A 23,333-nucleotide genomic window follows, 5' to 3' on the forward strand; every position below is an offset into this window, starting at 1 on the left:
AGAGGAACTCAGAAAAAAAATTGGCCCTAAGACAGCGATGATTTATATTGACGCTGAGAAGGAATCATTTTTGCCCCTTGAGGTCATTTCAAAAATTGCCAAACCTTTAAATGTTCCGGTTTTTGTAGATGCTGCGGCACATATATTGACATTCCCCAATGATCATTTGTCAAGAGGGGCTGATGTTGTTGCTTTTAGCGGGGGAAAGGGTCTTAAGGCTCCCGGCAGTTGCGGACTTCTTTTGGGAAGAAAGGATCTTTTGATGTCGACATGGCAGGCAGCAGCCCCGCATCATGGGCCGGGTAGGGATAATAAGGTTGCCCGGGAAGAGCATATCGGAATGCTTGCTGCAGTTGAAACCTGGGTTGATATGGATCATAAGAATGAAATGCAAAACTGGGTTAACTGGTTGGAAAATATTGGTAAACAAGCAGCAACAGTGAAGGGTGTTAGTTATCGTATCAGAATGCCCGATCCGAAATTGATTCATCATGTTACACCTTATTTATTTATTACATGGAATCCTGATGAACTTCATGTAACAGGTCAGGAGGTTTCTGAAGAATTAGGAAATACCTTTCCACGAGTAGGTGTTGCCATTTATAGAGATGAACCAGGTTTGACCGGTATCAGTTTGGTAGGCTATATGATGGTTCCAGGAGATGATAAGATAGCGGCTTCGCGGATAAAGGAGGTAATTGCAAGGAAAAGAAGTCCGAAGCCTGCTGTAGCATTGAAAGCACCTTCTGTTAATATGCTGGGGCGCTGGGATTTAGAAGTTCAGTTTTATAACAGCACAGATAAACAACATCTGTTTATCGACCAGCAGGATGGAAATTATTTTTCAGGAGTACATATATCTGATTTTTCAGAGCGTGAAATAAATGGCACAATTGAAGGTAATGAGATTAAAATGCAAAGCACCTGGGTCGTGCCAGGTGATAGGATTCAAACCACATTTAAAGGGATAGTTAGTGCTGAAACAGTTTCCGGGGATATTGATATGCATGAATTTCTCTCAGCTAAGTTTAGCGCGAAAAGAACTAAATCTGAAATAATCAAAAAGCCTGTTATTTATCCAAAAGGAAGACCACAGGGTGGTAATTTTTTGATTTAGCTTTTATTTTTCCTGTATTCTGGTACTTCCCCTATAAAAAATCATGATTTTTTTTTGGAGTTTATGTAATTGAATTATTCTTATATTGGTCTTAGAATAATCCTGGGAATCTTGAACTATAAGTCTTCATCCGATAAAGAATTACTTGAATATTTAAAAGAAGGCAGTCAGGGAGCGTTTACAGAGATCTATGATAGATACTGGAAACAAATGCTTGCAATAGCCTACAATTTTAGTAAGGACAAATCTGTATCTCAGGATATAGTTCAGGAAATATTTGCCAAATTATGGGCCAGACAAGCTGAACTTAATATCGAATATCTAAATACCTATCTTGGTTCGGCAGTCAGATTTGCGGTTTTTAAGCTAATTTATAAACAGAAAAGGAGGCTGGAGATTGAATCCCAGAATGTTGTGGAGGAATTTTCTACCCTTACGGAGGAACAAATTGATACCAGATTCATTCAGGAGTATATAAATAAAGTAGTTGAAGACCTGCCTGAAAACTGCAGAATGGTATTTAATTACAGCCGGAATTATGGCTTGTCCACGACAGAAATTTCAACGGAACTTGGTATTTCCAAGAAAACAGTAGAAGGCTACCTCACAAAAGGCTTGAAAATTATTCGCCTGAATCTCAAAAATGCCATGAACATGTTCCTGTTTTAAGTTCATGTAAATTTTTCGTTAAATCTTTTTTTCATTTTTTCAAGGGTACTTGTCGGCTTATGGCACTATATACTATATAAGCCAAAATCGGTGATCTATGCAACAGGAAGAAATCCAAAAATTAGTTGAAAAGTATCTTCATAACACTGCTTCTACCGAAGAGATTGAAAAGTTGTTTCAGTGGTATCGCACTGAAATGAATACAGATTCAGAATGGAATTTTGACGATCAGGAGGATGAGGAAAATCTGAAATCATTTATTTTTTCAAAAATTGATGTCCCTGATCTGGTAGAAAGGCAAATACCGGTTTATCGCAGATATTATTCTCTGGCAGCCGCCGCCTCTGTCCTTATTTTTTTGGTAAGCGGATTATATTTTTATTTAAATAAGGATCAGATTCAAACTTCTCCGGTTCCTGTAAAGGTAGCTGTAAAGCAAAAAGTTAAAGATATTCAACCGGGTGGGATTAAAGCAATTCTCACTCTTTCTGATGGAAAAAAGATTGTATTGGATGATTCACAAAATGGAGTTGTAATTAATCAGGGAGGAATTAAGATTCATAAGAATTCGGAGGGTGTTATTGAATATACACTTATTAACTCCTCAAATGAACAAAAGGCAAGCCAGAGGAGAGAAAATCAATTAGTATATAATACCGTTCAAACACCTGTTGGCGGTAAATTCCAATTAAATCTGGCAGATGGTAGTAAGGTTTGGTTGAATTCAGCTTCTTCCCTACGTTTCCCGGTATTTTTTAGTGGAGATACACGCGAAGTCGAGTTAAAGGGAGAGGCCTATTTTGAAGTCTCCAAGAATGATGATAAAAAATTCTCGGTACGATCTGGAAATCAAACAGTAGAAGTGCTTGGCACTCATTTTAACATCAATGCCTATTCTGATGAACCTTCTATCACTACTACTTTGATTGAAGGGGCTGTCCGGGTAATAGAGCTAAATTCAAAGAAATCTCAAATACTCAAACCAGGTGAGCAATCAAAAGTTGACCGGGATATCAGAATACAAAAGAAGGATACTCAGGCTGAAGTGGCCTGGAAAGAAGGCTATTTCTATTTTGAAAATGCAAGTATTGAAACAGTTATGAGACAATTGGGAAGGTGGTACGGGATAACTGCCAGATATGAAGCGGCATTACCTGAACATCACTTTGAAGGTGCTATAGCCACAAATCTGACACTTTTGGAAGTGTTGGAAATATTGGAGAAAAGTAATATTCACTTTAGACTGGAAGGGAAGGAGGTTGTTGTTATGCCTTAAACTTAAACGGTAGAAGGCAGAAAAAAACCAGAAGCGTTGACGCGCTCCTGGCTAGAGTCTGGCCTTCGAATAAAAATATTGAGATAGATTATTGATCACCAAACCAAGCAAATTTATGAATTTATTTACTAAAACCGAGGGCTCTCTAAGTCATGTCACAACTTTAGACTTAAAGCCGACAATTACTGGCGGAATTCGATTCTTTACGTATAGTAACAGCCAGTGGATTTCATTTAATTCAATTCTCCTTGTGATGAAGCTGACATTCATTTTATTATTAGCCTTAATCTTAAATGTTCGTGCAGAAGGATACTCTCAAAAGGTTACCTATAGTGGCAAAAATGTTCCCATTGAAAAGGTATTTTCAACAATTAAGAAGCAGACGGGTTATGGATTTTTCTTTCAGAAGGAACTGATCAGTTTAGCGAAACCGGTAACCATCAATGCCGTTGATGAAGATCTTTCCGATGTTTTGGCTACTTTATTTAAAGACCAGCCATTAGAATTCAGTATTAAGAATAAAACAATACTGGTGTTAAAAAGGACGGCTTCAGTCATGATTCCTGAGAGCAATCTCATTAATATTTCAGACTTATTAGAAGTGAAGGACATTGTGGTTAAAGGTCAGATTACTGATGCCCAGGGTGTGACTTTACCGGGAGTAAGCATCAAACTTAAAGGCACAACAGTTGGTGCAACTACGGATATTGACGGACGGTTTACCATTAATGTTCCGGATAATAACAGTGTACTCGTTTTTACCTATATCGGTTACCAGACTCAGGAAGTAACAGTAGGCAGCAGAACAACTTTAAATATTAAACTGGAAGCTGCCAATACAGCGCTTACTGAAGTAGTAGTTACGGCATTGGGTATTTCGAGAGAGAAAAAAGCACTTGCGTATTCAGTAACAGAAGTAAAGGGTGAAGAGTTTACTCAGGCGAGGGAGAATAATATAGCAAATGCATTTACGGGTAAGATTGCCGGTGTAAACGTAACCGGTATGTCTTCAGGCCCGGGTGGTTCCAGTCGTGTCATTATCAGAGGTAACGGTTCATTGAGTGGTAACAACCAGCCATTGTATGTAATCAATGGTTTGCCGATGAACAATACCGCAAGGTCACAAGCTCAGGGTGAAGGTTCAACCATATTGGACCGTGGAGATGGTATCGCGGCAATTAACCCCGATGATATTGAAACAATTAACGTTTTAAAAGGTGGACCTGCTGCGGCACTTTACGGAAGCCAGGCATCCAATGGTGTAATTCTGATTACAACCAAAAGTGGTAAAGCTCAAAAAGGAATAGGAGTAGAATTCAATAGCAACTTCACGGTTGGAAGTCCGTCAATGTATCCTGATTTTCAGTATGAGTATGGACAGGGTCTGGATGGTGTAAAACCCACCACAAGAGCTCAGGCAATCAGTTCAGGTCGGTTATCTTTTGGTGCCAAAATGGATGGTCAGCCTTCTATTCAGTTTGATGGGGTGATGCGCCCTTATTCTCCGGTTAATGTTAAAGACAACTGGAAAAATTTCTACAGACCAAGTACAAACTTAACAAACACATTGGCATTTTCAGGTGGTAGCTCTCCTTCACTTACTTACAGATTGTCTATATCAGATCTGGAGGCTCAGGCGATGGAACCAAAATCAAGTTATAACAGACAAACAGGAAACCTGAGTTTACGATCAGTCCTTGGTAAAAGGATTATTGTTGAGTCTACATTACAGTATAATGTTGAAAATGGCAAGAACCGTCCGGGTAACGGATACGCTGATAACACTACCTCGTGGGCAACAAACCTTTTAGCCAATACTGTGGATATCCGCAATCTGGCTCCTGGTTATGATGCGAATTTCAATGAAGTTCAGTGGCAACAGGTTCCTGAAGCGCAAAACCCTTATTTCGTTATTAACCGTATGGGAAATACGGATACAAAGAACCGTTTCATGGGACAATCAAGTATCCAGTATAATATTCTGGATGAACTGTCACTTAAGTTGAGCGGAATGAGAGATATAGACCGTTTTGAGTCAATGGATTATATGCCGATAGGTACTGCAAAGAGACCAAGAGGATTGTTTAATTCAGGTACTTCTTTTGTTACTAAAACAACCGCACAGGCTTTATTGAATTACAATAAAACATTCTTTGAAGATTTTCAAATTAGTGCAATGGTAGGAGGGAATATTGAAAGAAACAAATCTGAATCAACTTCGAATACCGGAGCGGAATTCATTGTTCCGGATTTTATTAGTTTCTCAAACCTTGCATTACAGTCAGCAAGTGTCGGTTTAAGCCGATTCGGACAAAATTCAGTATTCGGATCTGCAGATATCGGTTACAAGAGCTTGCTTTATTTTACCTTTACCGGAAGACAGGATTGGTTCTCAACCTTGAATCCTGGTAATAACTCTATTTTTTATCCCTCATTTGGTACCAGTTTTATTCTATCGGATGCGATTAAATTACCTTCATTAATCAGTTTTGCTAAGATCAGGGCATCATGGGCTCAGGTTGGGGGTGCAACTGTAAATCCTTACCAGATCAATCAGCTGTATTACTTTGCACAGGGAGGGCATTTAGGCCGTCCGGTTCAGATGACCAACCCTAATCCAGCCAGTAGTGCATTTGCTTTATCCAATCCGGACCTGAGACCACTTACCTCAACTACCTACGAGGGAGGTATTGATATGCAATTCCTGAATAATCGTTTAGGTATAGATTTTACTTACTACAACCGTAAAACAACGGATGATATTCTGAGTACTTCAATTGCGGCATCTTCAGGTTATACTTCAGCACTTTTAAATGTTGGTGAGTTAAGTAACAAAGGGGTCGAGCTCCTCTTAACCGGTACTCCGATCAAGTCGAATAATTTTACCTGGGATGTGAGCTACAATGCAGCCTACAATAAAAGTGAAATTGAGAAGCTGGCACCGGGTCTTAGTACTGTAGGTGGTGCAGGTGTTGGAAGGCCTTACAATACTATCAGAGGAAGGACATACTTGACCAATGCAAGCGGAGTACGCGTATATAACAGGATTAGTGGTTACGAAGTTCAGGGGCCTGAAATTGAATATGGTCAGGGTGTTCCGCCATATACCATGGGATTGACCAATAATTTCAGGTACAAAAACTTCTCCCTGAATGTTCTTCTTGATGCCAAATTCGGAAATATCGTTCAATCCGGACTTAGCCGTTATATGTACCGCTTCGGATTATTGAAAAATACACTTCCGGGCAGAGAAAATGGTTTAACTGTAACAGGGGTTGATCAGGCAGGCCTGCCATTCACTAAAACCTGGCCGGTTGATCAGTTAGATACCTATTATAATAACCAGGCAAGTTTAAGTCCGCTGGAGACTTCTGTATTTGATGGAGATTTTATTAAACTTCGCAGCGCTGTACTGAGCTATAGATTGCCTGTAAATAAACTGCAATCCCTGAAGATTCAGTCAGCAGATATATCTCTCGTGGCCAGAAATCCGTTTATTCTTTTTTCACATATCACGGACTTCGATCCTGAATCTGCCTATACTATCGGTAATAATCAGGGACAATCTTCAAATACAATTCCAAGAACCCGCGAGTTTGGGCTTAATTTAATTGTAAGGTTTTAATTAATGTTATCTAAAATTTTAAGATGAAAAAATCATGATTTTGCTATAACCCGCAGGGGCTAAGATGATTAAATCATGATTACTTCATCACCATTAAAAACCAAAAAAATAAAAAGATGAAAAATCTAAGTTTTAAACCTATATATACGGCTCTAATTTTAGCAATAACCTTATCATCATGTACCAAGGATCTTGCAGAGCTGAATAAGAATCCAAATGCTTACGAAAGTGTAAATGCTGATTTCCTATTTACCAGATCACAATTGACGGCTATCGGATTAAATCCTGGTGGAAATCGTTTTATGAATATGCAGGCATTGCAGCAGGAAGCTACATACAGTGAGGTAACAGCACCCGGTGATAAGTATTTTGCTGAGGGTGCTGTGAGAAATAACTGGACGGCTTATTCAACCTGTCTGAGTCAGATTCAGTTGGTAATCAACGACTCAAGGAAGGACCCTGCAAATATTAATAAACTGGCAGCTGCAAGGATCTGGAAAGTTTATATCATGCATCATCTCACGGATCTGTATGGAGATGTACCATATTCAGAAGCGTTGCAAGGCCTTGAAGGCAAGTATCAGCCCAAATATGATCTTCAGTCTGATATCTACAAAGATATGTTCAAAGAGTTGGAAGAGTCTATTGCGTCCTTTGATGCCTCCAAACCTACTTTTGGAGCTTCTGATCTGTTTTATGATGGTAATACCATAAAATGGAAAAAGTTTGCTTTTTCAATGATGCTGAGATTGGGAATGCGTTTGACAAAGATCGATGCAGCACTTGCGAAAACCTGGGTAGAAAAGGCGATTGCTGGTGGCCCCATTGTGGATGATGCTGACCTCGCAAGAGCGCCATATGCTGATGGTGGATTATTAAGTAACAGAAATCCTTTCTCTGAGCACCATAGAGTTTTGGATTATGTAGATGGTCAGAATCCTTTAAATGTTCAGGGCTCAAAAATTGCCCAGCGTTTTATTGACCATCTGAAGGGCAATTCAACAACTACAAAAGATCCGCGTTTGAATGTAATCGCAGTTTTATGGGTGAAACAGCCTTCTGGTGGCTATGTTGCTGATACCGCAACTGCTTTACAGAAAGGAATGAAAAATGCGCAGTATAACGGATACCCGGCTGATTTTGAAACTTATTCTGAGCCAAATCCAAACACTGTTATGAGATACGATGCTCCGGTTATCGTATTTGGTGCTGCAGAAACTCATTTCCTTATGTCTGAAGCTTCAATCAGAGGCTGGTATTCAGGAAATGCTGCAACATCTTATAACAATGGGGTCACTTCTGCGATGAAGCAATGGTCGCTTTACGGTGCGGGGGGCGCAATTTCTGCCATCCAGATCACTACTTACCTGAAATATAATCCGTTCCTTGCCGCAGGCACCTTTGAGCAAAAGCTTGAGCAAATATCTACTCAGCGCTGGGTATTGGGTTATCTGGACCAGATCGAAAACTTCTCAAACTGGAGGCGTACTGGATATCCGGTATTAATTCCAACAAACTATCCTGGGAATATCACAGGTGGAAGAATTCCACGCCGTTATATTGTGCCTGAATCGGAAGAAACCCTTAACAGGGAGAACTTCCTGGCTGCTAAAGCAAGACAAAGTGGTGATAATACACTATTAAGTCGTGTTTGGTGGGATAAAGAGTAATTTTTTATGATCAAAGAGGGGAAATTTATATCTTAGGATGTAAATTTTTCCTCTTTGTATTTTAAATTTAATTCATAGTCAAATATTCCTTTTTCAAAAGAAATGAAGCGCAGAGAACTTATTAAATACCTCTCAGTTTTACCGGTAAGCGGTGCTGTTGCGGGTGCAGTTTTACCTTTCCAGTCGCTTAAGGCTGAAGAAACGCCGGATTTTAAGGCTGCAGTTCAATCAGGGCCTAAGCGCCTTGCAGCTATTATAACTGAATATCGTCCCAATTCACATGCCGATGTGATTATCGGAAAGTATCTTGAAGGTTTTAATCAGGATCAAATGGCCCCTTATCCGGATTCAAAGATCGTTTCGATCTTTACCGAACAGGTCCCTGATAACGATATGAGTCGCCCATTAGCAAAGAAATACAATGTTCCAATCTTTAGAACTGTAGCAGATGCATTGACTTTGGGTGGTGATCAGCTTGCTGTTGATGGGGTCATCTTAATCGGTGAACATGGAGTATATCCGATGAATGATAAAGAGCAAAAATTATATCCAAGATTTGAAATGTTTCTGAAAATTACCGATGTATTCAGACAGTATAAAAAATCGGTTCCGGTATTCAATGATAAACATCTTTCATGGAGCTGGCGTCAGGCCAAGCGTATGGTTGAGATTTCCAAAGAATTGAAATTTCCAATGCTCGCCGGATCTACTATTCCTGTTTCCTGGCGTATTCCGGCAATAGATACTCCTTATGGTGTCAGGCAAAAATATGCGGTAGGAATTTCATTCAGCGGACTTGACATCTATGGCTTTCACTTATTAGATGGCCTACAGGCCGTTGTTGAAAGAAGGAAAGGTGGTGAAACAGGTGTGCGTGCAGTTCAGTGTCTCGAAGGACAGGATTGCTGGAACTACATAGATCAGAATGAATGGGTAAAACGGCTTTTTGATCAGGCAATTTCTCATAGTGAAACAAGGGTAGCAGGGGATATGAGGGAGCTTGTTAAAAAGCCAGCAGTATTTATTGTCGATTATAATGATGGGTTGAAGGCTGCAGCATTTCTGCTTACCGGCCTGGTTCAGGATTTCACCTATGCTATTGATCTTGAAGGTCAGCAAAAACCATTTTCTACACTCATGAAATTGCAATCCGGGAAACCGCATTATCATTTCGGATGCCTTGTTAAAAATATGGAAATCATGTTCAAAACAGGCAAAGCTCCTTATCCGGTTGAGCGTACAATGCTCAGTAGTGGTATCTTGGATTTTGCGCTTGAATCTCGTATCTTGGGATACAAAATATTGGAAACACCTGAATTGTCACGGGTGCGATACCACAGCTCTCCTGAGTCATATTTTTTTACAAAAGGATGGGACAAAAATGGGAAGCGAATAGACTGATTATCATTCAGGTCTTCTGTTAACTGGCATTATTAAATTTATTCAATTATCATTCTTAAACATTTAGAATCAACATTAAAATGAGGAAGTTCAGTATTTTCTTTGTAAGTATCCTATTACCAATTGCGCTTTTTGCTCAAACAAAACCTTACAACATTATTATCAAGGGGGGGCATGTTATTGATCCAAAAAATAACATAAACCGTGTTATGGATGTTGCCATTAAGGATGGTAAGATCGCAAAAGTAGCTTTAAGCATAAATGCTTCTGAGGCAAGTAGTGTGGTGAATGCTGCAGGAATGTATGTAACTCCTGGTCTGATTGATATTCACGGACATGTTTTTGCAGGAACAGAGCCAAACCATATGTATAGCAATGGATTCAATAGTGTAATGCCTGACGGTTTTTATCAGCGCGTTGGTGTAACCACTGTTGTGGATGCCGGAGGCTCAGGCTGGAGAGATTTCCGCACTTTTAAAACGAATATTATTGATAATTCTCAAACGCGGGTTCTGGCATTCCTGAATATCGTAGGCAATGGTATGCGCGGCGGCATTATTGAGCAGAATACGACTGATATGGATCCGCAAATAGCCGCTAAAGCGGCCCTTGCTTATAAGGAACATGTTGTGGGAATCAAGGTAGCTCATTTTACGAGCCCTGATTTTACGAATGTGGATCGTGGTGTGGAAGCAGGAAAATTGGCCAATATGCCTGTAATGATTGATTTTGGTGGCACAAAACCACGTCTTTCATTATATTCACTCTTAATGGAACGCCTGCGTCCCGGTGATATCTTTACCCATACTTTTGGCGAATTACTTGATACAAAAGAAGCGATTGTGGATACAGCAAAACAAACTTTAAAGCCATATGTATTGGCCGCTCAGAAAAGAGGGGTCATTTTTGATGTGGGTTATGGTGGCTCCAGCTTCAGATATTCCCAGGCAATTCCTGCAGCAAAAGCCGGTTTCCACCCGAATACAATCAGTACAGATCTACACATCAGCAGTATGAAGGGTTCAATGAAGGATATGCTTTTGGTTATGTCTAAATTCCTGAAATTGGGGATGGATCTTCCTGCAGTGATCAATGCGAGTACCTGGGCGCCGGCTAAGGCAATTAACCGTCCTCAATTAGGCCATCTTACTGAAGGTGCTATCGCAGATGTCGCCATTCTTGGTATGAGAAAAGGAAAATTTGGTTTTTACGATATGCAGGGATATAAAATGGACAGTGATGAAAAGCTTGAATGTGAAATGACCATATTTGGAGGTAAAATTGTTTATGACCTAAATGGTCTCGTAAACCCACTTCCCGACCTAACTAAATAATGAGTATTTATATATTGGATAAATGAAGCGCAGGGAAATTCTCAAAACCTTAAGCATATTGCCGCTTGCAGGCGCGATAGGGAATTCCGGTTCATTGGTAACTACCGCTCAGGCGGCACCTGCAGCAAAACGTGATTTGTTCAAGGAGTTTGGAATACACACATTCATCAATGCTTCAGGATATTTTACTAGCCTCAGCGGTTCTCTGATGCAGCATGATGCTGCTGATGCTATACGTGAAACTGCTACATCTTTTTGCAGGCTCGAAGAAGTTCAGGATAAAGTTGGAGAGAGGATTGCAAGTCTGTTACATGCAGAATCGGCAATGGTTACTGCGGGTGCATTTTCTGCTCTGATGCTTGGGATGGCAGGAGTACTTAGTGGAACTGATCAAAAAAGGGTTTCTCAAATCCCCAGGCTTGAAGGTACAGGAATGAAAACAGAAGTGATCCTGCAAAAGGCTCATAATGATGGTTATGCTCATGCACTTAGCAATTGTGGTGTAAAGTTAATCACGGTAGAAACAGTCGAAGAATTAGAGAATGCAATCAGCGAAAAGACTGCCATGATGTATTTTATTAATTATCAGTCTTCTTTGGGTAAAATACAGCATAAAGAATGGCTCGATATTGCCAGAAAGCATCAGATACCTACTATGATTGATATGGCTGCTGATCTTCCACCTAAAGAAAATTTATGGAAGTTTCATGATCTTGGCTTTGATTTGGTTTGTGTTTCAGGAGGTAAATTTATGAGAGGCCCCCAAAGTACAGGGATCCTCAGTGGAAAGAAAGAACTTATTGCAGCGGCAAGAATGAGCGCCCCTCCACGGGGATCAAATATTGGCCGTGGCATGAAAGTTAATAAAGAAGAAATATTTGGTTTATATATCGCTTTAGAGCATTTTATTAAAACGGATCAGGATAAGGAATGGAAAATGCTTGAGGACAGAATAGCTGTTATTGCAAAGGAAGCTGCTTCAGTTCCCGGAGTAAAAGCAGGATTACTTCCTCTGCCATTGATAAATCGTGTTCCAACCCTGAATATTTCATGGGATAAATCAAAGATCAAATTGGAAAATCTGGCTGCCAGCCTGAGGAATGGTAACCCTTCTATTGAAGTTATGGGTGGTCCGGGAGGAAGTATAAATGTAACTTCACATATGCTGAAAAAGGATGAAGTAAAAATTGTAGCATCAAGGATAAAAGAGGAGCTTTTCAAAGCACAGGTTTAGGCAATAATCCAGATAAATTGGTTTTCTATATTTCGTATTTCTATAGCAAACTGAGCCTAAAATTATATAAGCCTCCTGTATCAGGAATATTAAATAATTAACAGTAAATAATTACAATAATGAAACGCAGAGAAATTTTAAAATCCCTGACCCTGCTTCCGCTGGCTGGCGGGATTACAGCAACTGCTGCACCATTGAACAATATGCTTTCGGCACCGGCGGCTGGCCGCGATTTATTTAAGGAGTTGGGTATCAGAACCTTTATAAATGCAGCAGGTAATTACACGGTTATGTCGGGTTGTCTGATGCCACCGGAAGTAATGGATGCAATCAATGCAGCCTCTAAGAAGTTTGCACTGATTGATGATGTACAGGAGAAGGTTGGTGAACGTATTGCACAAATTTGTCATGCCGAAGCTGCATTGGTATCTGCAGGTTGCTGGTCAGCATTGATGCTTGGAATGGCAGGAGTTCTCACCGGAATGGATACAAAACGGGTTAGTCAGGTTCCAAATCTTGCAGGAACCGGCATGAAATCAGAAGTGATCCTACAAAAGAGTCATTCAATGGGCTACGATCATTCACTTACTCAGGCTGGAGTAAAGCTTATTAAAGTTGAAACCAGAGCAGAAGTTGAAGCTGCAATTAATGAAAATACAGCCATGTTATGGTTCCTTAACAGGGAAGTACATGTCGGCCAGATCAAGCATGCAGAATGGCTTGAACTGGGTAAAAAGTATAATCTTCCAACAATGATTGATATTGCTGCTGATGTACCTCCGGTTGAGAACCTGTGGAAATTCAATGATATGGGCTTCGATTTAGTTGTGATCTCTGGTGGAAAAGCTATGCGTGGTCCTCAGAGTGCCGGTATATTAATGGGTAAAAAGAAGTATGTTGATGCTGCCCGTCTCAGTAATAACCCAAGAGGTGGTATCGGCCGAGGCCAAAAGGTTAATAAGGAAGAAGTATTTGGAATGTTGGCTGCTCTTGAGCGTTTTATCAATCTGGATCATAAGAAGGAATGGGAGATGTGGGAAAGAAAAATAGCCTTTATCGCAAGCGCAATTAAATCTATTCCCGGGGTCACTACCGGAACCCATATTCCATCAACAGAAGATAATAAAATGCCTACTCTTAAAGTTACCTGGGATCCAAATAGAATTAAACTAACTAATACAGAAATGGGGGAACGTCTTCGTAATGGGAACCCATCTGTCGAAGTAATATCCTGGGAAGCCCCTAATACTCTCCGCTGTGGAATGCATGTTCTTGAAGCTGGAGAAGAAAAAATTGTCGCAAGTCGCTTGAGGGAAGAACTCTTGAAGGCTTCAGTTTAAATTAATAATCATAAATCAATAAAAATGCAAAAACGTTTTTTCTTATTAGCAGCACTTTTTTTACTGGCTAATTTTTCAGTTCAGGCCCAAACTTATCAAACCCTGCTGAAAGGCGGGCACCTCATTGATGCAAAGAACAATATTAATAAAGTAATGGATGTTGCTATTCAGGATGGTAAAATAGCAGCAATTGCAGTCAATATTGATCCTAAATTAGCTAAACAGGTGATTGATATCTCCGGAAAATATGTGACACCCGGATTAATTGATATTCATGGGCACGTTTTTGCAGGCACTGACCCTGAGGGCCAGCTTGAGAATGGATTTTCATCACTTCCTGCTGACGGATTTACTTTCCGTGTGGGTGTGACAACACTCGTGGATTGTGGTGATTCAGGAGCCGAAACATTTGAATTGTTTAAGAAAAATGTAATAGATAAATCTCAAACCCGTATTCTGGCATTTTTGAATATCTCTAAAAAGGGAATGTATGGTGATGAAAATTCATTGGAGCAGCAAAATAACAGCTTCTTTGATCCAGTAATGGCGGCAGATGTGGCCAAACATTACAGTGAGTATATCGTAGGTTTTAAGGTAGCACACTACCACAAATCTGATTGGGTTGCTGTTGATAGAACTATCGAAGCAGGCAAAATTGCAAATAAGCCAATCATGGTCGATTTTGGGGGAGCAATCCCGAGACTATCCCTCGAAGAGCTTTTCCTTAGAAAAATGCGTCCGGGTGATATTTTTACACATACCTACGGACAGTTAATTAAAACAAAAGAGACAATTGTAGATCTGGAAACAAAAAAATTATATCCTCATGTTATTGAAGCTAGAAAACGAGGGATCATTTTTGACGTAGGCCATGGTGGTGGAAGTTTTACCTTTTCACAAGCTATTCCGGCCACCCAGCAGGGCTTTTTCCCTGAAACAATTAGTACCGATTTGCATACTGGCAGCATGAATTCTGCCATGAAGGATCAATTGAATGTGATGTCTAAATTTATGGCGATTAACATGCCATTGGCAGACGTTGTAAAAGCCAGTACCTGGGCAGCAGCAAAAGCGATTAAACGTGAAGAACTTGGGCATCTTTCTGTTGGTGCAATTGCCGATGTTACTGTATTAAATCTACGGGAAGGTAAATTCGGATTCTATGACGTTGCCAGATTTAAGAAGGAAGGAAAAAATCTACTGGAATGTGAAATGACAATTAAGGGAGGAAGGGTTGTTTATGACCTGAATGCTATGTCGATTCCGCTCACTAACTAATCAAACACAAGAAAACTCAATAATTAAAAAAATAAACTATTTTAAATAACATGAAAAAGCAAATCATATTTATCCTTTTTATACTCTTAAGTATCTCTTTTGTATCCAATTCTGCAAATGCTCAATCTGTTGCTAAAGATCCGGAAACAAGGATCAGAGAACTTGGAATTAAATTAAGGACTCCTGGGCCGCCTTCAGCGAATTTTTTGGGGGCAGTAAGAGTTGGTAATCTGGTATATCTTTCTGGGCAGGGTCCATTAAAAGAGGATGGGACATTTATGATCGGAAAGGTTGGTAAAGAGTTCAACTTTGAAGAGGCAAAATATGCTGCACGTTTAACAGGAATTAACTTATTGGAATCATTGAAAGCTGAAGTAGGTAATCTGAATAATGTAAAGCGCATTGTAAAGGTGTTGGGTATGGTGAATGCAGTACCTGAATTCGATAATCACTCTCAGGTAATCAACGGATTTTCTGATTTAATGGTTGAAGTATTTGGAGAAAATGGCAAGCATGCACGCTCAGCAATTGGGCTTGGATCTTTACCGAGAAATATTCCGGTTGAGATTGAGATGATCGTTGAAATGAAAGACTAATTTTTCTTTGTTATAAATTATGATCAATTGAAAAAACAAATCACATTTATCCTAGTATTATTATCCTTAAGTGTTTTAGGGCTTAATTCTGTTCAGGCACAAGCTATTGCAAAAGATCCTGAAACAAGAATTCAGGAACTGGGTATCAAATTAAGGTCTCGTGGGGGGACTTCTACCGGGAGTTTTATTGGAGCTGTCAGGGTGGGTAATTTGGTATATCTTTCCGGTCAGGGTCCATTAATAGAGAATGGTAAATATATAATTGGTAAAGTTGGTAAGGATCTCAATTTTGAAGAAGCTAAAAATGCTGCCCGTTTAACCGGTATTAGTATGTTGGAAGCATTGAAAGCCAGTGTTGGAAATCTGAATAATGTAAAGAGAATTGTAAAAGTTTTGGGTATGGTGAATGCTGTTCCAGAATTTGATAATCACTCTCAGGTAATCAATGGATTTTCTGATCTGATGGTTGAGGTATTTGGAGAGAATGGCAAACATGCACGTTCAGCAATTGGACTGGGATCATTACCTAGAAATATCCCGGTAGAGGTTGAGATGATCGTAGAAATGAAGGACTGATTTTTTTAATATTTAAAAATTATAAATATGAAACGTAGAGACGTCATTAAATTTTTATCCGCTGCCCCACTGGCAGGTGGAATTATTGGTACCGGTTTAACAGTTCAGCCGGCAGCTGCCGAAGAAGCAACATCCGCTATTGCTGGACGAGACCTTTTCAAAGAGCTTGGACTCAAAACATTTATAAATGCATCATGCGTTTGTACAACTTTGACAGCTTCTTTGATGCCACCAGAAGTTACCCAGGCTATTGCAAAAGGGGCCGAAGAGTTTGTTTTGCTGAATGAGGTTCAGGATAAAGTTGGCGCTAAGATAGCTGAGCTTTGTCATGCAGAGGCAGCTACAGTTACTGCAGGTTGCTGGTCGGCATTGGTGCAGGGTCTTGCCGGTGCGATGACTGGCATGGACCGTAAAAAGGTTATGCAGCTTCCAAATGTAGAAGGTATGAAGTCCGAAGTAATACTTCAGAAGTCTCATGCCAATGGATACCATCAGGCATTGACTAATACAGGGGCTAAGCTTATAATCGTAGAAACATTGGAAGAAGTTGAAGCAGCGATTAATGAAAAGACTGCAATGCTTTGGTTTTTGAACAGGGAATTAAACAAAGGTAAATTGAACTATGAGCAATGGCTTGCCCTGGGTAAAAAGCATAATATACCAACTATGATTGATATTGCTTCGGATGCACATCCTGTAGATAATCTCTGGAAATTCAATGATATGGGCTTCGATCTTGTTGCAATTTCGGGAGGAAAGGCGATGAGGGGACCTCAAAGTACCGGGATACTCATGGGTAAAAAGAATTTGATTGATGCATCACGTTTAAGTGCTCCACCAAACAGTGGAATATGCCGGGGTCATAAAGTGAATAAGGAAGAAATCCTGGCCATGTATGTTGCATTGGAAAGACATATCAAAATGGATCATGTGAAGGAATGGAAAATGTGGGAAGCCAGCATGGCAGTGGTAGTGAATACCATCAAAAGTATAAACGGAGTAGCCACCGAAGTTTTCATTCCTGAGATCGCCAATAATACCCCAACCTTACACCTATCCTGGGATGATACTAAGATAAAAATGACCGGCCGGCAACTTAAAGAGCGTTTATGGAATGGTAATCCAGGCATTGAAGTAATGGGCGGTGGTACAATGGGCGGAAAGCGGGATGGGATTGAACTTTCTGTATGGCAATTAAAACCGGGTCAGGAGAAAATCGTTGCTAACAGAGTTAAAGAAGAGTTATTAAAAGCATCTGTTTAATCTTTTTATACACTAATTTTTTATCCGATCCGATTTAATGAATAAGAATTCTGTTCCCAGGCTCCTGATGGGCATTTCAATACTATGTCTGTTGATCGCCATGTACATGGCTTTCAATGGTAATATAGCAGATGCAGGGCCATTTGTTATTGCTTTTTTATTATTACTCGCCATTAGTTTCAGGGGTTTTCCTGTTCTGCGAGGTCTTACATTTACTACCTCAATCCTTGCGGTGGTTGCAACCTCATTGTATTATCCTCAATATTTCAAAGAATATAATGGGTTTGAATTTGCAACTTTAATTACTCCACTGATCCAGGTGATTATGTTTGGAATGGGTTGTTCGATGGGTCTGAAGGATTTTATTGCATTGGCAAAATCTCCTAAATCGGTTATCGTCGGTGTAATTAGCCAGTATACAATTATGCCATTACTTGGCTTTACACTAGCTACTTTCACTAATTTTCCGGCCGAAATCTCAGCTGGTATCATATTACTGGGATGTGCTCCAACATCTGTTACTGCAAGTGTAATGTGTTATCTGGCAAAAGCAAATGTAGTGCTTGCCATTACAATTACTGCCATTACAACCTTACTTGCTCCTTTTCTAATTCCCCTGTTGATGAAAGTACTGGCCGGTGGATTCATAGAAATAAATGTAATGGAAATGATGTGGGGTATCGTTAAAATGGTGTTCATACCTATTGGTGCCGGACTTATTTTCAATAAGTTCCTGCATGGGAAAGCAAAGTGGCTTGATGATTCGATGCCACTTGTATCAATGATTGGTGTTGCATTTATTGTGGCTATAATTATGGCAGCCGGCAGGGATAGTATTCTGAATATTGGACTCGAATTGATCATCGTAGTTTTTCTGATGATTCTTTTTGGTTTTTTCTTTGGTTACTGGCTGGCAAGACTTTTCAAATTATCTGAATTTGATTGCCGTACAATTTCAATTACAACCGGAACCCAGAATGCAGGCCTGGTTTCAGGGATTGCAAAAGTTATGGGTAAGATTGCAACTGTAGGACTTGCAACAGCTGTTTGCGGGCCGATTATGGGTTTTTCATCATCAATCCTGGCTTCATACTGGAATAGTAATCCACCAAAAGCGGAGGCTTCAGCCGGTATGGGAGAAGCTTAAATTTTGAATTTTATTATTAGAATACAATATCATGTCTTTTAGAATAGCCCTAATGGGGATCTACCACGAGTCAAATACCTTTGTTCCACAGGCAACAACTACTGCCGACTTCAGGAACGGAAAATATTTTACGGGTGAAGCAATCAGAAAAGAGTATCAAACCGCCCATAATGAAGTAGGCGGGATGCTCGAAGTAATGGACAGGGAAGGAATGGAAGTTATTCCAATCTTGTTTGCATCTGCAACCCCCGGTGGTGCTCTTTCTGCAAATACATATAATGGATTGTTAAAAAATATGATGGATGAACTTGAAAAAGTTCTGCCTGTTGATGCATGTCTGGTTATACCTCATGGTGCCGGAGTTTCAGAAGAATTTCCTGATATGGACGGGCATTGGTTAAGTCTGCTGAGAAAGAAAGTAGGGGATAAAGTGCCCATTTTCGGAACACTTGATTTACATGCCAATGTCAGTCCGCTCATGGTGTCATCCACCAATGCATTGGTGGCCTATAAAGAGAATCCGCATATTGATATGAGGCAGCGGGGTATCGAAGCAGCTAATTTGCTGGTAGATTTTTTAAAGGGAAAAACTAATCCGGTACAGGTATTGGTGCAGGTTCCACTTGCCATCAGTATTGAACAGCAGTTAACTGCCAATGAGCCCTGCAAAAGTCTTTATTCTTATGCCAATGAATTAAGCCATGATCCGGAGATATTATCCCTCAGTATTCAGCATGGCTTTCCTTATGCAGATGTTGAAGAAATGGGAACCTCGATTATCGTGGTAGCTGATGGAAACCAGGAAAAAGCGCTTGAAACGGCTAAGAAATTAGAGAGCTATATTCTCGAAAGAAGGGATAGCTTCCTAGGTGTTAAAAACGATATTCAAACTTCTCAGGATCTGATTGATTTAAGTGAAAAGCCGGTTTTACTGTTAGATATGGGGGATAATGTTGGTGGAGGAGGTCCTGCAAATAATTGCTGCATTCTGGAAGCTTTCGAAGAAAGTAAAAAGTATAAGTATTTCGTTTGTATCTATGATCCTGAAGCTGTACGAATGGCCGATAACCATCAGCCGGGAGAGTGGTTTGAACTGATTTTAGTTGGAACAGGTAAGGATGGTATAAGAACCTATAGGATCAAGGTGAAACTGCTTCGCGTAACAAATGGTGAATTCCAGGAAAGCAATCCAAGGCATGGTGGACAGATCAATTTTAATATGGGTAAAACAGCAGTAGTTGCCACTGAACAAGGTAGTGTGATTATGCTGACCACCTTAAGAGTAATGCCCTTCAGCTTACAGCAATTAATTTCTCAGGGTGTTCAGCCTTCAGAATTTGATGCAATTGTTGCCAAAGGTGTAAATGCGCCGATTGCAGCTTATGCTCCGGTTTGTCCGACTGTTATTCAGGTGAATACACCCGGAGTGACCCAGGCCGATATGACCTTGTTTAAATTTGAACACAGGCGAAAACCTTTATTCCCATTCGAAAAATAATTAATCTTTAAAATAATATTTCAACTCCTAATAATATTTCTACCCTTCGGAAAAGTATAATTTAAACTAAAAAAAATGAATAGACAGAAAATTAGCACAAGCAGAACAGTAATTCTGGTCTTTGGAATGGCAACATTTCTTATCCTGCTGAACCTACAGGTATATGCTCAGGCAGCAAAAGATAATCTTCGTCCGGCAGCACTTGGAAAGAATGGTATGATTGCTACAGCGAATCCTCTGGCAACTCTTGCAGGTCAGAAAATTTTAGTTAAAGGAGGAAATGCTATTGACGCAATTGTTGCTGCCGCCGCTTCTCTTAATGCTGCAGAACCTTATATGTCTGGAACTGCAGGTGTAGGATATATGCTTTTCTACTCTGCTAAAGAAAACAGGGTAAGATCACTGGTTTTTGGAGGCTGGGTACCTGAAACCTTCAGAATCACAAAGTTTAAGATAGATGTTAAAGTTGCAGATGGTGCCGGGCACGGTGCAATGGAAAGTATTGGACCCAGAATTGCTTCAGTTCCGGGAAATCTTGCCGGTTGGGCAAAGGCATTGAAAGATTATGGAACAATGCCTCTTTCTGAAGTTTTTGAAAGCGCAATTGATTATCTTGAAAATGGGGTTCCAATCACTGAATTTGATCAGGCTATGTGGGCCGGAACGGTAAAGAGGATTGCTCCACATGCTGAATCAAGAAAGATTTTCTTTAAAAATGATAAAGATCCTTATGTTATAGGTGATTATTTTTCAAATAAGCCTTTGGCGAAAACGATGAGACGGATTGCTACCGAAGGTATTGACGTTTTTTACAAAGGTGAAATTGCAAAAGAAATGGCCGCAGCTTTTGCCCGTGATGGTGGCTTTATCACAGAAAAGGACCTTGCTTCTGTACCTGAAAAAGTTCAGTGGGTAGATCCAATCTCTATTAAATACCGTGATTATACAGTTTACAACAACCCTCCTCCCGGAATGGGGCTCCAGCAATTACAAACACTTAAAATCATGGAAGGGTTTGATCTGCAAAAGATGGGTCATAACAGCGTGGATTATCTCGCTCATTTACTGGAGGCGGTAAATCTGAGCAGAATAGATACGGATAAGTATATCGGTGATCCTAAATTCGTTACAGTTCCGGTTGATATGTTACTTTCTGATGCATATATAGCCAAACAACGAGAAAAGGTTATTGCTAAAGTAAAAGAAAGAAAGGCCGGGTTGAAGCCAGAGACCTCCCAAAACATTAGTCCGGACCCTGCTGACGATTCTAATGCGTCCAAATACAGATATGCAACTACAAGTCTTTCAGCAGTTGATAAATGGGGAAATGCAGTGGTAATTATTCAAACTCATGGCGGAGGTTTTGGTTCAGGCTATGTGGCCGGAAATACAGGTGTGGTGTTTAACAGTGCACTGGATTGGATGACACTTGAACCAGGTAAAGCAAATACTGTCGCTCCCGGCAAAGCTGTTGGCTGGTGTATAGGTGGAATGATGCAATTCCATAAGGATGGTAAACCTCAGTTGATTGTAGGTTCACCGGGTAGTTTTGGGATTTTACAATCTGTTCCCCAGGTAGCTATGAATAACATAGATTTTGGAATGAACATTCAGGATGCAATCAGTGCACCCCGCTTCAGATGGAAAGATGAGTTGGGCTCTGTACCAGCAAAGGAGATCATCATGGAAACCAGAGTGCAACCAGGCGTTATCAAAACATTAAGAGGGATGGGTTATGTGATAGACACGAGCCTTGGCGACTGGTCAATGACTGTAGGAGGAGCTCAGGGAATTACCATAGACCAGAAAACAGGCTGGCTGATGGGTGGTGCCGATCTGAGAAGAAATGGTTATGCCGTAGGTTGGTAATCCTTTTGAACGTTAATTTTTTTACATAAACATATTGAAATGAAAGTAAAAAGTACAAATCCCAGAAGGGACTTTATAAAAAAAACAGTTCTGACTGCGGCCGGTATGAGCATTGTTCCCGGGTTTGTGATGGGTGAAAATGGAAACATCACTTCTATAACTGAAGAGCTATCAAGAGCTCTTGCAGGTCAGGATGGGATTAAGAAAGTCGCGTTCATTACCCATATTTACAGAAATAGTGCACATGCCGATGTTATTGGTACCAAACTTTTTCTTGGTATTCCTACTGATGAGGGAATGGTGGCTCCTCAGATAAAAATTGCTTCAGTATATATCGAACAGGTGGGTGAAAATGACACAGGTATCAGAATCGCCAATATGAATAATACCCCGGTATATCCCACAGTTGAAGAAGCACTAACCCTTGGCGGTGATAAACTTGCTGTGGATGCAGTAATTTATGTCGGTGAACACGGTGAATATCCTTATAACAGACTGGGTATGAAATTATATCCCCGCATGAATTATCTCGAAAGAATATTCAGGGTTTTTGATGCATCTAAAAGATCGGTGCCTGTGTTTACAGATAAAGCGCTATCTTACAGTTGGTTAGATTCTAAATGGATATATGACCGCTCAAAAGAATTAGATGTTCCAATGATGGCCGGATCATCATTACCTTATTGCTGGAGAGATCCGAACCTGGTTCATCCTATAGGTGTCAAAATATCGGAAGCTGTGGCAATTGGTTATGCATCATTAGATGCTTACGGATTTCACGTAACTGAAATTCTACAATGTATGGTAGAACGGAGAGCAGGTGGTGAAACCGGTGTTAAAAATGTAGAGGGCTTAAAAGGAGATGACGTCTGGAAAGCGATTGACTCAGGCAAGATTTCACAGAAGTTGGTTGATGCAGCTTGTGATGCCATAAAGGATAAGATGAGCGGAAATATGCGTGAGATTGTTCCCATACCTTATGCTGTTATTGTTAATTATTCAGATGGAACTAAAGGTACAATCCTGATGCTCGACAAATATGTTAAGTCAGGCTGGGCTTATTCTGCAAAGACCTCAAAAGGAATTGTTGCGAGTGATTTTGTACTCGCTGGTGGTCCAAATTACTCTCATTTTAGTTATCTGACTTTAAACATTCAGAAATTTATTGTAAGCGGGCCTGTTGCACCGTTTGAACGAAACTTATTGACAAGTGGAATCATTGACATGGGAATACGTTCACTTGCTGAAGGTAAAGTGAAGCCGACGCCTTTTTTGAATATTAAATATTCTGCAGCCGGATATGATCCGATCAGGCCTACTGCACCTCGTCCAACCGGACAAAGTATTAGTCGTTTTCACCCTAAAGAATATGACTTTATGATTCCGGATGCTTTTAAGAATAAATGATACTCATTTCAAAAAAAATTATTTTAATAGCAT

At 40.1% G+C, this 23,333-nt stretch carries 17 protein-coding genes; all 17 read left to right on the forward strand.

Features of this window, described 5'->3' with window-relative positions:
• Positions 1–1,117, forward strand: a 1,117-nt coding sequence (locus tag Q8S11_RS05135) for an aminotransferase class V-fold PLP-dependent enzyme (protein ID WP_305661001.1), incomplete at its 5' end; no start/stop codon positions are given.
• Between the two features lie 111 nt (positions 1,118–1,228).
• Entirely contained in the window at positions 1,229–1,786 is a 558-nt protein-coding gene (locus Q8S11_RS05140; RefSeq protein ID WP_305661002.1) for an RNA polymerase sigma-70 factor, read from the forward strand.
• Between the two features lie 97 nt (positions 1,787–1,883).
• On the forward strand, positions 1,884–3,062 hold the full coding sequence (locus tag Q8S11_RS05145; protein WP_305661003.1) for a FecR family protein: 1,179 nt from the start codon (positions 1,884–1,886) through the stop codon (positions 3,060–3,062).
• Between the two features lie 253 nt (positions 3,063–3,315).
• Positions 3,316–6,687 carry a SusC/RagA family TonB-linked outer membrane protein gene (locus Q8S11_RS05150; RefSeq protein WP_305661004.1) on the forward strand — a complete coding sequence of 1,124 codons (3,372 nt, stop codon included), beginning with the start codon at positions 3,316–3,318 and terminating at the stop codon, positions 6,685–6,687.
• A gap of 116 nt (positions 6,688–6,803) precedes the next feature.
• Positions 6,804–8,357, forward strand: coding sequence for a SusD/RagB family nutrient-binding outer membrane lipoprotein (locus Q8S11_RS05155; RefSeq protein WP_305661005.1), 1,554 nt, complete (start codon positions 6,804–6,806; stop codon positions 8,355–8,357).
• A 102-nt stretch (positions 8,358–8,459) separates the two neighbouring features.
• Positions 8,460–9,758, forward strand: coding sequence for a hypothetical protein (locus tag Q8S11_RS05160; RefSeq protein WP_305661006.1), 1,299 nt, complete (start codon positions 8,460–8,462; stop codon positions 9,756–9,758).
• Between the two features lie 80 nt (positions 9,759–9,838).
• Positions 9,839–11,092, forward strand: a complete 1,254-nt coding sequence (locus Q8S11_RS05165) for an amidohydrolase/deacetylase family metallohydrolase (protein WP_305661007.1) — start codon at positions 9,839–9,841, stop codon at positions 11,090–11,092.
• A 22-nt stretch (positions 11,093–11,114) separates the two neighbouring features.
• Positions 11,115–12,326: an aminotransferase class V-fold PLP-dependent enzyme gene (locus tag Q8S11_RS05170; RefSeq protein WP_305661008.1), complete on the forward strand. Its 1,212-nt coding sequence runs from the start codon at positions 11,115–11,117 to the stop codon at positions 12,324–12,326.
• Between the two features lie 119 nt (positions 12,327–12,445).
• Positions 12,446–13,666: an aminotransferase class V-fold PLP-dependent enzyme gene (locus tag Q8S11_RS05175; RefSeq protein ID WP_305661009.1), complete on the forward strand. Its 1,221-nt coding sequence runs from the start codon at positions 12,446–12,448 to the stop codon at positions 13,664–13,666.
• 24 nt (positions 13,667–13,690) lie between these two features.
• Entirely contained in the window at positions 13,691–14,944 is a 1,254-nt protein-coding gene (locus tag Q8S11_RS05180) for an amidohydrolase/deacetylase family metallohydrolase (protein WP_305661010.1), read from the forward strand.
• A gap of 50 nt (positions 14,945–14,994) precedes the next feature.
• Positions 14,995–15,540: a RidA family protein gene (locus Q8S11_RS05185; RefSeq protein ID WP_305661011.1), complete on the forward strand. Its 546-nt coding sequence runs from the start codon at positions 14,995–14,997 to the stop codon at positions 15,538–15,540.
• 27 nt (positions 15,541–15,567) lie between these two features.
• Positions 15,568–16,116, forward strand: coding sequence for a RidA family protein (locus tag Q8S11_RS05190; RefSeq protein ID WP_305661012.1), 549 nt, complete (start codon positions 15,568–15,570; stop codon positions 16,114–16,116).
• 27 nt (positions 16,117–16,143) lie between these two features.
• A complete protein-coding gene (locus Q8S11_RS05195) occupies positions 16,144–17,379 on the forward strand; it encodes a selenocysteine synthase (RefSeq protein ID WP_305661013.1) in 1,236 nt (411 codons plus the stop codon).
• 37 nt (positions 17,380–17,416) lie between these two features.
• Complete coding sequence (locus Q8S11_RS05200) at positions 17,417–18,526, forward strand: bile acid:sodium symporter family protein (protein ID WP_305661014.1); 1,110 nt, start codon at positions 17,417–17,419, stop codon at positions 18,524–18,526.
• Positions 18,527–18,557: 31 nt separating this feature from the next.
• Positions 18,558–20,024: a M81 family metallopeptidase gene (locus tag Q8S11_RS05205; protein WP_305661015.1), complete on the forward strand. Its 1,467-nt coding sequence runs from the start codon at positions 18,558–18,560 to the stop codon at positions 20,022–20,024.
• A gap of 75 nt (positions 20,025–20,099) precedes the next feature.
• Positions 20,100–21,893, forward strand: coding sequence for a gamma-glutamyltransferase (ggt, locus tag Q8S11_RS05210; protein ID WP_305661016.1), 1,794 nt, complete (start codon positions 20,100–20,102; stop codon positions 21,891–21,893).
• A 39-nt stretch (positions 21,894–21,932) separates the two neighbouring features.
• Positions 21,933–23,300, forward strand: coding sequence for a hypothetical protein (locus Q8S11_RS05215; protein WP_305661017.1), 1,368 nt, complete (start codon positions 21,933–21,935; stop codon positions 23,298–23,300).
• Positions 23,301–23,333: the final 33 nt, after the last annotated feature.

The organism is Daejeonella sp., from assembly GCF_030695525.1.
Classification (GTDB): domain Bacteria; phylum Bacteroidota; class Bacteroidia; order Sphingobacteriales; family Sphingobacteriaceae; genus Daejeonella.